Genomic DNA, 13,968 nt, shown 5'->3' with positions numbered 1-13,968 from the left:
GCTTTCAGTCAATATCGACAGTATTACCGGTGTTAGCTATTCGTTCACATTGGTATCTGTCGAGAGTATCTTTTTGTAGTCGGGGATCAGCATATAGGTTCCCGTAAACTCTACAGCTTCCACATCGCCGCTATGAATAGTCACGTGAATGATGATACGTGCCTTTCTGCCTGACGCAAGGCGATCCAAGTCGCCACTGATACCATCCAATGAAGTAGAGGCAACAGGGTTTTGCTCAACTGGGTGACGATAACGAATATTACTGTCTGCCAGCACGATATCACCGGTCAGCCCGCGCTCTTTCATCAATAACCAAGTCATACCCCAACCGGTTAAGGTCGCTAAAGTAAAGGCAGAGCCTGCAAACATGGTGTTGTGAGGGTTCAGATTGGGATTCAGCTGAGCGCTACACTCAAATTGGTAACCTGTGTATTGGTTTATCTTGATGCCCATCTTGTCACTGATCGGGATCTGGTGTTCCCAGCGTTGCTGAAGTTCGTTACACCATTCAGGCTTACGCAATACATCAGCCATTGGGTCAAGTTGCTTAACCATCTGTTGGTGACGCACAGGACCGCGTTGGTCGTTAATCTCACCACGACGCTCAAAGTCATTCTTCTCATAGAATGAGATCGCATCTTCACGTGCATTACACACCAAGCGCTTTGCACCCTCCTGACGAGCCAATGACTCAAGCGCGACTAGAATCAACGAACCCATACCTTTACTACGGCGAGAGTTCTTAACCGCCATGTAGCGGATCTGACCTTCTAGATCTGGGGTGATATACAGACGACCAATCGCCATCGGACGACCTCGACCATCAACAATCATGCGATGGTGACTCATTGGATCATATTCATCGCGCTCTGAACCTACCGGCATTCGCCAAGGTTCACGGAGCATCTGCCAACGAAAATGGTAATACTTATTTAACTGATTTTCGGTGGTTGGGGTTATGAGTTTAAACATGCTTATTCCTTTAAGCCTAAACCTGCAGCCAGAATGTCACTGGGCCATCATTAACCAAAGACACTTTCATGTCGGCTGCGAATCGACCACGTTCCGTTGGCAACACTGATTCACATTGGTCTGAGAAATAGTTGTAAAGACGCTCTGCATCTTCGGGGTGAGCACCACGAGAAAAGCCCGCTCGCGTGCCTTTCTTGGTATCGGCTGGCAGAGTGAATTGAGACACCACTAATACCTTACCTTCTACCTGCTTCACGTTGAGGTTCATTTTCTCGTCCTCATCTCCAAAGACACGATAAGTGGTCACTCGTTCCATCAAACGTTTGGCTTTGGCTTCGTCATCACCTTTTTCTACGCCTAACAGAACCAATAAACCTTGCTCAATCTCACCCACTACTTCGCCATCAACACGGACGGCAGCTTCACTTACTCTCTGGATCAGTGCTATCACTGTTGTTTCCTTGCTCTGTAATTTTGTCGTTATCCGTTGAGTGTACCATTTCTTGCGGGTCACTCCACTGTTCGTGCTCACCAAGAGCAGCGGTCACCTCGGCACCCACCAGCACGATCAACCAACACAAATACACCCAGACAAAAAGAATCGGAATCGCTGCTAATGCGCCATAAATCAACTGGTAAGAAGGGAATTGCGTAATGTAGGCTGCAAAGCCTTTCTTACTGAGTTCGAACAACAGAGCCGCAACCAAAGAGCCAGCAGCTGCATGAGAAAAGTGTATCTTTTTGTTGGGAACCAGCAGGTACAAACCGAAGAACGCAAAGAAAGAGAGAATTAAAGGAAGTTTGCGAATCACGGTATTAAAGGCGCCAGAGACAACTTCATTTTGTAGCAAGCTTAAGGATGTCACATAAGAGGTAGCAGCAATGCTCGCACCGACCAATATAGGCCCAAGCGTTAACACCATCCAGTACATAGAGAAAGACAGCACCGCACGTCGCTTCTCATTAACACGCCAGATGTAGTTTAGGTTCTTATCGATATTGGAGATCAGCATCAGTGCAGCAATGAATAAGAACACACTACCGACCGCCGTCATCTTACCGGTATTGGCAACGAACTCTAACAAAGCACCGTGCACTGCATCCCCTGACGCTGGAACAAAGTTGGTAATGACGAAATTTTGAATCACGATACCGACATCAGCAAAGATGGAGAATGACGACAAGATAGAGAGCAGAACCGTCAACATCGGTACGATCGAGAGCAAGGTAATGTACGCCAAATAGCCCGCATTCACGTTGACTCGATCGTGCGTCATTCGCGCCAAAAGATAGCGAGAAAACTGAATACTGAGTGTGGCGACCTTTTTTATCTTCAACTTGTAACTCCCTTGTAACTCGTTCATAGTCCTAATTAATATTCCGTTGTATTAATCACAGTAAGTAAATGTTCAAAAATAGCGTAGGAAAAAGGCTTGAGAACAAGGAAGAGTTTTTCGATAAGTAGTCATTCTACAATCAAAAATTCTAACGCCGTTATCGAGCATTTTAACAAGCTAGGTTGAGCAGTTATTTACTACGATTGATATTATTTAACTATAGGAAACTAGGATGCCTTATTTAATAGTTATAGTCCTCTCTATTTTTACTCTTACTGGATGCCAGTCAGCTTATTACTCCGCTATGGAGCAAGTGGGCTACCACAAACGCGACATTATGGTCGACAGAGTGGAAGATGCAAAAGAGTCGCAGCAGGATGCTCAGGAAGAGTTTACCAGCGCACTTGAAGCCTTGAGTAGCCTGACTAACTTCAGTGGTGGCGACCTTGAAGACATGTACAACAAGATTAATGATAAATACCAAGACAGTGAGAAAGCCGCACAAAATGTCAGTGACCGCATTGCTGCGATTGAAGATGTGTCCGATGCACTATTTGAAGAGTGGCAGGGAGAGTTAGATCTCTACACCAGTGATTCGCTGCGTCGATCAAGTGAGAAAAAGCTGCGTGAAACCAAATCGTCTTACCAAACCATGCTATCAGCGATGAAAAGAGCTGAGAAGAAAATGGATCCGGTACTCAACACTCTTCGCGACAACACGCTTTATCTCAAGCACAACCTCAATGCGAGTGCCGTTGGTTCATTGCAGGGAGAGTTTATGAGCTTAGAAAAAGACATCGCCTACGCGATAGAACAGATGAATGCGGCGATAGCAGAGTCGGATAAGTTCTTAGCTCAACTGAACCAGAAGTAGCGCTACAGAGTACAACACCATGCAGCCTATCATTATTACTGGCGGTCCCGGAGCCGGAAAAACAACGCTGATTAACGCCTTGGGTGACATGGGTTACCCAACCTTCGCTGAATCCTCTCGCCAGTTGATAGAAAAGCTGAGCCAACTTGAGAACGGTATCTTACCTTGGTTAGATCTTCCGGGCTTTGCTCGCCTGTGTCTCACTATCATGAATGAGCAAAAGGAACAGGCCAATCAGCATCCGGTTGCGTTTCTTGACCGTGCGATTCCAGATATCTGTGGTTACTTGTCTCAGGCTAATCTTGAGGTTGATGATAACTACCGAGAAGCGAGTCAAGGCTATCACTTCCAAGTCCTATTCTGCTGCCCTGAAGCTTCTATCTATGTTCAAGATGAAGTGCGCCCTTATCCGTTTGAAGAAGCACTAGAGATTCACCACGCGTTAGTCAGAGTCTACCAAGAGCTTGGCTATGAGGTTGTCGAAGTGCCATTTATGTCGGTAGCAGAGCGAGTTCAATCCGTTGAAAGTTACCTAGGAATCAAAAGCTAACTACCCAACTCAGTCGTTCCTCCCTCTTAAGGATAACGAATACTTGAATGCCCTTCGTATCTCGCATCTCGTTTACTCGAATCTAAACTAACTAAAAAACAAAAGCCCCGAGCAGCTAGGCTACTCGGGGCTTTCTTATCTACTTAGCTAGAAGCTAGTCAGCTGGCAATTAAGCCTTAGCTGGACGTGCTGCACGCTTACGTTCGTTTTCAGTAAGAAGCTTCTTACGGATACGTACGTTTAGTGGCGTTACTTCTACTAGTTCATCTTCATCGATAAACTCAAGAGCTTGCTCTAGAGTGTGCTTGATCGGTGGAGAAAGAACTTGTGCTTCATCAGTACCAGATGCACGAACGTTCGTTAGTTGCTTACCTTTTAGACAGTTTACTGTCAGGTCGTTTGAACGGTTGTGAATACCGATTACTTGACCTTCATAAACTTCATCAGCGTGCTCTGTGAATAGACGACCACGAGCTTGAAGGAAGAATAGAGCGTAAGTAAGAGCTTTACCCGTTGCGTTCGAGATTAGAACACCGTTGTTACGCTGACCAATGATACCGCCTTTGTAAGGACCGTAATGATCGAACGAGTGGTAAATAAGACCAGAACCAGATGTCATTGTAAGGAATTCAGTTTGGAAACCGATAAGACCACGAGAAGGCATCATGAAGTCCATGCGAACACGGCCTTTACCATCTGGTGCCATATCTGTTAGCTCACCCTTACGTAGACCGATGCTTTCCATGATTGCACCTTGGTGCTCTTCAACTACATCGATAGTAACCGTTTCGAACGGTTCCATTTTCTGACCATCTTCTTCTTTGATGATTACTTCTGGACGAGATACTGCTAGCTCGAAACCTTCACGACGCATGTTTTCGATCAGGATAGAAAGGTGAAGCTCACCACGGCCTGATACACGGAAACGGTCTGGACTTTCAGTTTCTTCAACACGTAGTGCAACGTTATGAACCAATTCTTTTTCAAGACGCTCAAGGATGTTACGTGAAGTTACAAACTTACCTTCTTTACCCGCGAACGGAGAAGTGTTTACTTGGAAAGTCATTGTTACTGTTGGTTCATCAACAGACAGTGGTTCCATTGCTTCAACATTGTTTACGTCACAGATAGTGTCTGAAATTTTCAGTTCACCAAGACCAGTGATTGCAATGATGTCGCCAGCGTTAGCTTGTTCTACTTCGTGACGCTCAAGACCTAGGTAACCAAGTACAGTACCTACTTTACCGTTACGTTTCTTGCCTTCAGCATTCACGATAGTTACTTGTTGGTTTGGCTTAACCGAACCACGAGTAACACGAGCAACACCGATAACACCTACGTAAGAGCTGTAATCAAGTTGCGAAATTTGCATTTGTAGTGGACCGTCAAGGTCAACTGCAGGCGCTTCTACTGTATCAACAACAGCTTGGAACAGTGGTTCCATGTCTGTGCCAACTGCGCCTTCTTCCATTGTTGCCCAACCGTTTAGAGCTGAAGCGTAAACAACAGTAAAGTCTAGTTGCTCATCAGTAGCACCTAGGTTGTCGAAAAGGTCGAATACTTGATCCATAACCCAATCAGGACGAGCACCAGGACGGTCAATCTTGTTGATAACAACGATTGGCTTAAGGCCGTGTGCGAATGCTTTTTGCGTTACGAAACGAGTTTGAGGCATTGGGCCGTCAACTGCATCTACGATCAGAAGAACTGAATCAACCATAGACATAATACGCTCAACTTCACCGCCGAAGTCCGCGTGTCCCGGAGTATCTACGATGTTGATGCGGTAATCATTCCAGTTGATTGCTGTGTTCTTAGCAAGGATTGTAATGCCACGCTCTTTTTCGATGTCATTCGAATCCATGACACGCTCTTCAGCTTCACCACGAGACTCAAGAGTGCCTGACTGTTGTAGCAGTTTATCAACCAAAGTCGTTTTACCGTGGTCAACGTGCGCGATGATCGCGATATTTCTTAACTTATCAATCTGTGGAGTAGACATGGATTCTCGATTCACTCATAAAAGGTAGCCGTCAATTATCTCAATTGTTTGGATAATAACCGCTAGCTTGATTTAAAAAACGGTCAATAATATACCAGATTTTAGAAAAAAACCCAGAAATATGTGATCTGAACCAAGGCTTTTTTCTCTATTAGCGATTCATATTCGCTTAACATCGATTCAATACAGTATAGAACAGCTAAATTCGTACGATTTTTAAAATCATTGCGCGCTAACTTCGAGCCAAATCTACCCCGAAAAAGAAAAGTGGATTGACAACGTACTCAATTCGTTGCTGAATGGTATTCGTTTGTGATTCATCATATTGGTGCACATCAAGCGCATTGCACCAACACGGTGCACGCAGAGATCATTTTGGTGCAAAACTCAAAGATAAACGCAAACAAAAACGACTAAGCAATTGAAATTAATGGAATAATTTTTTTGGCACGCTTTTGGCAATAGATAAATCAGCATCGATTAATGCACATACAGACATTAATCAATGCTGGTTTCAACCGAATCGAGCTAATACCGAATTAATAACACTGGAGGTTATCCAAGATGTCAGTAGAAAATGTACTATCCCTGATCCAAGAGAACGAAGTTAAATTTATCGACTTACGTTTTACTGATACAAAAGGTAAAGAGCAGCATATCTCTATTCCTTCTCACCAAGTTGACGCTGACTTCTTTGAAGAAGGTAAAATGTTCGACGGCTCTTCAGTAGCAGGTTGGAAAGGCATTAACGAATCTGACATGGTAATGATGCCTGACGCATCATCTGCCGTTCTTGACCCATTCACAGAAGACGCAACGCTAAACATCCGTTGTGACATTCTTGAGCCTGCAACAATGCAAGGCTACGACCGTGACCCTCGCTCAATCGCTAAACGTTCTGAAGAATACCTACGCTCTACTGGTATCGCAGATACAGTTCTAGTCGGTCCTGAGCCAGAATTCTTCCTATTTGATGATGTTAAATTCTCAAATGACATGTCTGGTTCTTTCTTCAAGATTGATGACGTAGAAGCAGCTTGGAACACAGGTTCTGACATCGAAGGCGGTAACAAAGGTCACCGTCCTGGCGTTAAAGGCGGTTACTTCCCAGTAGCTCCTGTAGATTCTTCTCAAGACATCCGTTCTGCAATGTGTCTAGTAATGGAAGAGATGGGTCTAGTTGTTGAAGCTCACCACCACGAAGTAGCAACTGCGGGTCAAAACGAAATCGCAACTCGCTTCAACACGCTAACAACAAAAGCGGATGAGACTCAAATCTACAAGTACGTTGTACACAACGTTGCTCACGCATTTGGTAAAACAGCGACATTCATGCCTAAGCCACTAGTTGGTGATAACGGTTCTGGTATGCACGTTCACCAATCTCTAGCAAAAGACGGCGTTAACCTGTTTGCTGGTGATAAGTACGGCGGCCTATCTGAAATGGCGCTTTACTACATCGGTGGTGTAATCAAACACGCTCGTGCAATCAACGCATTTGCTAACCCATCAACAAACTCGTACAAGCGTCTTGTACCTGGTTTTGAAGCTCCGGTAATGCTTGCTTACTCAGCACGTAACCGTTCTGCTTCTATCCGTATCCCAGTAGTACCAAGCCCGAAAGCACGTCGTATCGAGCTACGTTTTGGTGACCCAGCAGCGAACCCATACCTATGCTACTCAGCAATGCTGATGGCTGGCCTTGACGGTATCAAGAACAAGATCCACCCAGGCGAAGCTATGGATAAAGATCTATACGACCTTCCTGCAGAAGAAGCGGCTGAAATCCCAACAGTTGCAGAATCTCTAGAAGTAGCGCTTAAAGCTCTAGACGCTGATCGTGAGTTCCTAACAGCTGGCGGCGTATTCTCTGACGACTTCATTGACTCTTACATCACACTGAAATCTGACGATGTACAACGCGTGAACATGGCGACACACCCACTTGAGTTTGAACTGTACTACTCAGTTTAATTTTTAGTCGGTCTTCTTACTGCAATAAGTAAGAAACTCTAGAAAAATATTAGGCTCGCCTCGCAGGTGGGCCTTTTTTCTATTCTCCCTCCCCCAGCTTCCTCGTACCATATATTAAACAAAAGCCCTCAGAGGCTGTTGCTATAAATACAATAAAATCAATAACAAAACCAACGCCAAACGTGAAAACACCTAACGGTGGAAAGAGGCTAACGATATGAAAAACATACTGTTCCTAATCGGGTTAACAGTCGCATTCTCGTGCTCTGCTCAAACGGTATATACCTGGGTAGACGAAGATGGCGTACTCCACTTTAGTGATACCCCAACCGATCAAGGTGCTAAATCTCTTCGCCTGCCTGATGTACAAGCGTCAGCGCCAGCCCCTAAATTTGAGGCCTCAACGCCTGTTGACGCTGCAGCATCAACTACAACTAAAACGCCAGCTAAAGCAAAAACGACGGAACACGAGGCACCAGCTCAGCTAACACTTACCATGCTGACTCCCATTCACGATCAAACCATCCGTAACAACCGCGGCTTAATCCCCATTCAAATCGAACTCAACCGCAAGCTAGGCATTGGTGAGCAGTTGCAATTAATGCTCGATGGCCGCCGTTATGGTGCTCCACAAACCCAGCCAACTTGGGAATTGAAAGGCATCGATCGAGGTACTCACACCATTGCAATTCAAGCACATAGAAGCGGCAAGCTTATTGCATCTACTAGTCCAGTCACCGTGTATTTACATCGAGCGACGCTCAAGTAGGCCAATGTGTTAAAAGAGACTGAATTACCTCTACTTTTCACCCAATCGAAGCAGCTTTCAGCGACTCTAATGAATTATCTTTAGCTTCTGGTTGATATGAGCCATACTTGAACTTAGCTACGCACCAATTTGGTGCAGTGAGAAAAACACCAGTTCAAGGACGAAATAGTGAATCGATCAGCCCAAAGCGACAGCATAGATACACATCATCTTTCCAACGCCATTCTCGACAATATGGTGACCGCGACCTTGATGCTCGATGAGCAATTGTTCGTGCGATACGCAAACCCTGCAGCTGAACAACTCTTCTCTCAAAGCGCGAGACGCATCGTCGATCACCCACTAAGCCAGTTAATTCAACATGCTTCTCTCGACTTAGCACTTCTAACTCAGCCTCTACAAAGTGGCCAAAGCATCACAGACAGCGACGTTACCTTTGTTGTCGACAATCGCCCACTGATGTTAGAAGTCACCGTAAGCCCTATCTCATGGCAGCGTGAAACCTTGCTACTAGTGGAGATGCGCAAGATAGACCAGCAAAGACGCCTCAGCCAAGAGCTAAACCAACACGCACAACAACAAGCGGCTAAGCTACTGGTGCGCGGGTTGGCCCATGAAATCAAAAACCCATTGGGTGGTTTAAGAGGAGCGGCGCAACTGCTTGGAAAAATGTTGCCCGATCAGTCCCTCAATGAATACACGCAGATCATTATTGAACAAGCCGATCGCTTGAGAGCCTTGGTAGACCGTCTTCTTGGTCCACAAAAACCAGGCAAAAAAACCGAAGAGAACCTTCATCAAATTTTAGAAAAAGTTCGACAGTTAGTAGAGCTTGAAGCGGGCTCAACACTCGCCATCGAAAGAGATTACGACCCTAGCCTGCCGGCGATAATGATGGATTCCGCTCAAGTTGAACAAGCTATGCTCAATATCGTGAGTAACGCTGCACAGATTTTGAAGGCGCAAGAGTCCGGTAAAATCACCATCCGCACCAGAACGGTGCATCAAGCCAATATTCATGGCAAACGACACAAGCTCGCGGCTCGCATTGAGATCAGCGACAACGGCCCGGGCATCCCGGATGAGCTAAAAGACACCCTCTTTTACCCAATGGTCAGCGGGCGAGAGGGTGGCACAGGCTTAGGGTTATCGATATCTCAAAACCTGATCGATCAGCACAACGGAAAAATTGATGTTGAGAGCTGGCCAGGTAACACCACATTCACGATTTATTTGCCGATATAAGCGAAGCCTTGATTCCCATAGGAAACAACGTTTCATCGGCAACAACGAATACCGAACAATAAAAACAACAATGATTATCACAATAGATTTGGCTGCAAAGGAATTGAATTATGAGTAAGGGTTACGTTTGGGTCGTCGATGACGACAGTTCTATACGCTGGGTCGTAGAAAAGACGCTGTCATCTGCGGATATTAAGTGCGAAACATTTGCTGATGCAGAGAGCGTTTTGCTGGCGCTTGAGCGCGAAACGCCAGACGTATTAGTGTCTGATATCCGCATGCCTGGTATCGATGGAATTGAGCTGTTGCATCAGGTTCATCAACGCTCTCCCGACCTACCCGTGATCATTATGACCGCGCACTCAGACCTTGATGCGGCGGTGAATGCTTATCAAAAAGGCGCTTTTGAATATCTACCAAAGCCTTTCGATATTGATGAAACACTGACCCTAGTAGAACGAGCAATTGCACACAGCCAAGAACAGAAGCGTGAACAAGCCAGCGAAGTTGCCGAAGAAACCAACGCACCCGAAATCATCGGTGAAGCACCCGCGATGCAGGAAGTTTTCCGCGCTATTGGTCGTCTATCTCGTTCATCTATTTCTGTTCTGATTAATGGTGAGTCCGGTACGGGTAAAGAGTTAGTCGCGCACGCTTTGCACCGCCACAGCCCGAGAGCAAAGAAACCATTCATTGCCCTCAACATGGCAGCAATCCCTAAAGACTTGATCGAATCCGAACTTTTTGGCCACGAGAAAGGCGCCTTTACCGGAGCCAACAGTGTTCGCCAAGGACGCTTTGAACAAGCCAACGGCGGCACGCTATTTTTGGATGAGATTGGTGATATGCCACTTGATATTCAAACCCGCTTGCTACGTGTCTTGTCGGACGGCCAATTTTATAGAGTGGGCGGTCACTCTGCAGTTAAGGTTGATGTACGTATCGTTGCGGCAACCCACCAAGATTTAGAAAGACTGGTGCATGAAGGGGGATTTCGTGAAGACCTTTTCCATCGACTGAATGTGATTCGAATCCATATTCCTGCGCTGCGTGAACGTAAACAAGATATTGAGAAACTGACTCATCACTTCTTAGCCTCTGCCGCCGAAGAACTCGGTGTAGAAGTAAAAACACTCCACCCAGAGACGATCCTAAAGCTCAATCAACTGAATTGGCCAGGTAACGTACGTCAGCTGGAAAATATTTGTCGTTGGCTCACTGTAATGGCCAGCGGTAGTGAAATATTACCTTCAGATCTGCCTCCTGAGTTACTGGAAGAGAAAGTGGTGACCACTTCAGGCTCTGGTGATAACTGGCAGCAACTGCTAGCTAATTGGGCAAAGTGTGCGCTTGATTCAGGAGAAAAAGAGCTGCTAACTTATGCTCTGCCAGAGTTTGAACGTATACTGCTAGAGGCTGCACTCAACCATACCAATGGTCACAAACAGGATGCAGCCAAGGTTTTAGGCTGGGGAAGAAACACCCTAACCCGTAAGCTCAAAGAATTGTACTGACCTGATATGACTTTCGATGCAGCTACTTTTTAACCAAAAAAGGGTCGCTTGGTTTGCTTAGTGTCGGTACAATTAAGGTATGCCATTCACTAAAGTTGTAGCTAAAGATGTCTTTGAAAACACAAATTACATTGAGAACCGCGGTGGTTCTCCCATTCGTGATGATTTTTCTGTTCACTATGGGCGTAATGGTTTTCACTCAAAAACAAAGCTACAAAGAGATGGTGAGTGATATTAGTGCACGTCAGCTAGCATCACTCACTGACAATGTTCATAAAAGCCTGTCCGATTTTTTAGAAAAGCCGTTTCACGCCAACCTCTCACTCAGCCATAACATTGGCTACCACCACCTCTACCAAGCTGGAAACCTCAGCAAAGTTCAAGATTACATTCTTTATAAGTTTTCCGATCACTTCACCGTAGTACCGCAACTTGATGTGATTGGTTTTGGTTCTGAAGACGGAAATTATGTGGGGTTTCGTAAAGAAGCAAACGATGGTTATACCTTGATGGTGCAGGATGACCGCACTCAAGATCAGCTAGTTATCTACCGTGGCAGCAAGATAAGTGAAGACATTCGTTCTGTCATCTCAGGGTATGACCCGCGAGTGCGCCCTTGGTATACGCCAGTTGCGAATCAGAAAAAAGCCGTGTGGTCGCCCATTTACGCCAATGCCGATGAACGCCAAGAGATCACCCTGTCAGCACTTGCGCCTATTTATGATAACGACGAATTTAAAGCGGTCATTGTCAGCGATATTAAGATCAACACCTTCAACGCATTCTTGAGAGATTTGAAAAATAATACCGATGCCTCTGTCTACATCATCGATCAGCAACAACGTTTAGTTGCTCACTCAGAAGGCGGCAGCGTCGTGTCTTGGGGAACAGGTAAAACCCACAAGGGCCAACGTCTCCTCGCAACAGAAAGTTCTAATCCAGTCATACAAAAGAGTGCCAGTTACGTTGACCAGTTTCACTTGGTTAAAAACATGGCCGTTCAACGTTTCAGTTTTAATCTCGATGACCAACGATACTTCAACCAGCTCACACCTTTTGAAGATGGGCATGGCATCACTTGGTTTATTGGCATGTCGATCCCTGAGTCTAACCTGCTCGGTGAACTACCAGAAAATCAAAGAAACAGTTGGCTACTTGGGCTCGCGCTCAGCTGTATTGGCATCATCGCAGGGCTGATTGCCTTTAATCGCGTAATTCGACCGATAACCTCAACCGCCGACGCTGCAAAACGCCTAGCCAATGGCGATTGGAATAACAGCATGCCGAAACCGGGTAATATCTACGAAACCAGCATGCTAGTAGCAGCCTTCAATGAGATGGCCAACAACTTAAAGGCCTCTTTCCAGCAATTACAATCTCAGCTTACCTATGACTCACTAACCAAATTGTATAGCCGAGAAGGCTTTATTGATGCTGCAAAGAAAAGCACCGAAACAGAGGAAGGAACGCTTTATTTGGTTGGTATCGATCGCTTCCGGGATATCAATGATAGCCTTGGCCATTACAATGGTGACCAACTGCTGATCATCGCAGCCGCTCGACTGCGCGGCATTCTGCCAACGGAGTACTTGTTGGCTCGTACTGGTGGCGATGAGTTCGCGATCTACGCACCCAATGTAACTCAAGACGACGACGTTCAGCTGCTTGCTAACCGACTACTCCAAACCTTTGCTTCGCCATTTTCCATGGAATCAGAAAACGTGGTGATTAAGGTATCGATTGGTGTCGTTCACGTATCAAATGACCAAGACGTTACCTTATGGCTTCGCAACAGCAGTATTGCACTGAGCAATGCCAAGCAAGATAAAGCGCGTGTCAGCATCTACAGTCCAGAAATGGGCAAGGCCTCTAGACACCGAACCAAGATGCTAGCCCGCCTCAACAAAGCGATCGAACTGCAACAATTCGAACCCTTTTACCAACCTATTATCGACCTAGAGTCGGGCTCAACAATCGGCGCTGAAGCCCTAGCCCGCTGGATCACTGATGAAGGCATTATCTCACCGTTGGAATTCATTCCACTCGCGGAAGAAACAGGGCTCATCTACGATATTGGTCAGCAAATTCTGCATAAGTCTTGTCGAGATACCGCCATCGCGATCGAATCAGGAAAATGGAGTGAAGACTTCTCTATTCACGTTAACTTGTCTGTCGACCAACTGAGTGAAAGCGGATTTATTGAGTTGGTTAAAAACACGCTGCGTGATACCAAGTTACCCGCCCAAAACCTGACATTGGAGATCACGGAGTCACGCATCGTCGACAATGACCCAACCATCATCGATAACATGCTGACACTCAAAGCGCTGGGGATTTCGATTGCAATTGACGACTTTGGCACCGGTTATTCATCGCTTGCCTACCTGCAGAAGCTGCCATTTGATTGTCTTAAAATTGATCGAAGCTTCGTCTGTAAGCTCGAACAAGAAAGCTTAGACAGCTCAATCGTTGCGGCTATCGTCAACATAACCAAAGGCTTTAAGGTGAACTTAGTTGCGGAAGGTGTGGAAACTCAACAGCAGGCTGATTTGCTCAAACAACTGCAATGCCCACTGGCACAAGGCTTCTTATACAGCCGTCCTGTTCCGTTTGAGCAGTGGCCAACTGATCTCATCAATGTTCAAAAGAATGCCAACGCTCAACAAAATACCAAAAGTAAACAAAGCATCAAAGAGAGCGCTACCTAGCCGGGTTGTAGACAGTCTTAGAG

The 13,968-nt window shown here is 45.8% G+C and carries 11 protein-coding genes; 7 read left to right on the top strand and 4 right to left on the bottom strand.

The window, feature by feature from the left end; genetic code table 11:
• Window positions 1–36: 36 nt before the first annotated feature.
• From QWZ07_RS22755 to QWZ07_RS22745, 3 genes are read right to left on the bottom strand one after another with little or no spacing between them, the layout of a single operon-like run.
• The gene (locus QWZ07_RS22755) at window positions 37–972 is read right to left on the bottom strand and encodes a bifunctional GNAT family N-acetyltransferase/hotdog fold thioesterase (RefSeq protein WP_192853254.1); all 936 of its coding nucleotides are present in this window, start codon (window positions 970–972) and stop codon (window positions 37–39) included.
• 16 nt (window positions 973–988) lie between these two features.
• On the bottom strand, window positions 989–1,423 hold the full coding sequence (gene dtd, locus QWZ07_RS22750) for a D-aminoacyl-tRNA deacylase (RefSeq protein ID WP_192853253.1): 435 nt from the start codon (window positions 1,421–1,423) through the stop codon (window positions 989–991).
• On the bottom strand, window positions 1,395–2,336 hold the full coding sequence (locus tag QWZ07_RS22745; protein WP_017109217.1) for a virulence factor BrkB family protein: 942 nt from the start codon (window positions 2,334–2,336) through the stop codon (window positions 1,395–1,397). The genes dtd and QWZ07_RS22745 overlap by 29 nt, the downstream gene beginning before the upstream one ends.
• A 205-nt stretch (window positions 2,337–2,541) precedes the next feature.
• Here QWZ07_RS22745 and QWZ07_RS22740 point away from each other — a divergent pair, with 205 nt between their 5' ends.
• Both QWZ07_RS22740 and QWZ07_RS22735 read left to right on the top strand, forming a co-directional pair.
• Window positions 2,542–3,183 carry a DUF2959 domain-containing protein gene (locus QWZ07_RS22740; protein ID WP_017107901.1) on the top strand — a complete coding sequence of 214 codons (642 nt, stop codon included), beginning with the start codon at window positions 2,542–2,544 and terminating at the stop codon, window positions 3,181–3,183.
• Window positions 3,184–3,202: 19 nt separating this feature from the next.
• Entirely contained in the window at window positions 3,203–3,733 is a 531-nt protein-coding gene (locus QWZ07_RS22735; RefSeq protein ID WP_192853252.1) for an AAA family ATPase, read from the top strand.
• A 169-nt stretch (window positions 3,734–3,902) separates the two neighbouring features.
• Here the strand turns inward: QWZ07_RS22735 and typA are convergent, their stop codons facing one another.
• Window positions 3,903–5,735 carry a translational GTPase TypA gene (typA, locus tag QWZ07_RS22730; protein ID WP_017107903.1) on the bottom strand — a complete coding sequence of 611 codons (1,833 nt, stop codon included), beginning with the start codon at window positions 5,733–5,735 and terminating at the stop codon, window positions 3,903–3,905.
• 564 nt (window positions 5,736–6,299) lie between these two features.
• Between typA and glnA the strand changes: the two genes are divergently transcribed.
• The 5 genes from glnA to gepA all read left to right on the top strand — a co-directional run bounded on the left by glnA (window position 6,300) and on the right by gepA (window position 13,945).
• Entirely contained in the window at window positions 6,300–7,709 is a 1,410-nt protein-coding gene (glnA, locus tag QWZ07_RS22725; RefSeq protein ID WP_017107904.1) for a glutamate--ammonia ligase, read from the top strand.
• 217 nt (window positions 7,710–7,926) lie between these two features.
• The gene (locus QWZ07_RS22720; RefSeq protein WP_192853251.1) at window positions 7,927–8,478 is read left to right on the top strand and encodes a DUF4124 domain-containing protein; all 552 of its coding nucleotides are present in this window, start codon (window positions 7,927–7,929) and stop codon (window positions 8,476–8,478) included.
• 168 nt (window positions 8,479–8,646) lie between these two features.
• A complete protein-coding gene (gene glnL / locus QWZ07_RS22715; RefSeq protein ID WP_017109220.1) occupies window positions 8,647–9,723 on the top strand; it encodes a nitrogen regulation protein NR(II) in 1,077 nt (358 codons plus the stop codon).
• 110 nt (window positions 9,724–9,833) lie between these two features.
• On the top strand, window positions 9,834–11,237 hold the full coding sequence (gene glnG / locus QWZ07_RS22710; RefSeq protein WP_102518372.1) for a nitrogen regulation protein NR(I): 1,404 nt from the start codon (window positions 9,834–9,836) through the stop codon (window positions 11,235–11,237).
• A gap of 107 nt (window positions 11,238–11,344) precedes the next feature.
• Window positions 11,345–13,945: a phosphodiesterase GepA gene (gene gepA / locus QWZ07_RS22705; RefSeq protein ID WP_192853250.1), complete on the top strand. Its 2,601-nt coding sequence runs from the start codon at window positions 11,345–11,347 to the stop codon at window positions 13,943–13,945.
• Window positions 13,946–13,968: the final 23 nt, after the last annotated feature.

Origin of the sequence: Vibrio lentus (assembly GCF_030409755.1) — a bacterium.
Lineage (GTDB): Bacteria > Pseudomonadota > Gammaproteobacteria > Enterobacterales > Vibrionaceae > Vibrio > Vibrio lentus.
The sequence above is the reverse complement of the archived record's forward strand: the minus strand, read 5'-3'. Positions and strand labels throughout refer to the sequence as shown.

Bases quoted from the DNA above. Each gene is read 5' to 3' on its own strand.
- QWZ07_RS22755 (WP_192853254.1), bottom strand. From the start codon at position 972: ATGTTTAAACTCATAACCCCAACCACCGAAAATCAGTTAAATAAGTAT.
- QWZ07_RS22745 (WP_017109217.1), bottom strand. From the start codon at position 2,336: ATGAACGAGTTACAAGGGAGTTACAAGTTGAAGATAAAAAAGGTCGCC.
- QWZ07_RS22740 (WP_017107901.1), top strand. From the start codon at position 2,542: ATGCCTTATTTAATAGTTATAGTCCTCTCTATTTTTACTCTTACTGGA.
- QWZ07_RS22735 (WP_192853252.1), top strand. From the start codon at position 3,203: ATGCAGCCTATCATTATTACTGGCGGTCCCGGAGCCGGAAAAACAACG.
- typA (WP_017107903.1), bottom strand. From the start codon at position 5,735: ATGTCTACTCCACAGATTGATAAGTTAAGAAATATCGCGATCATCGCG.
- glnA (WP_017107904.1), top strand. From the start codon at position 6,300: ATGTCAGTAGAAAATGTACTATCCCTGATCCAAGAGAACGAAGTTAAA.
- QWZ07_RS22720 (WP_192853251.1), top strand. From the start codon at position 7,927: ATGAAAAACATACTGTTCCTAATCGGGTTAACAGTCGCATTCTCGTGC.
- glnG (WP_102518372.1), top strand. From the start codon at position 9,834: ATGAGTAAGGGTTACGTTTGGGTCGTCGATGACGACAGTTCTATACGC.
- gepA (WP_192853250.1), top strand. From the start codon at position 11,345: ATGTCTTTGAAAACACAAATTACATTGAGAACCGCGGTGGTTCTCCCA.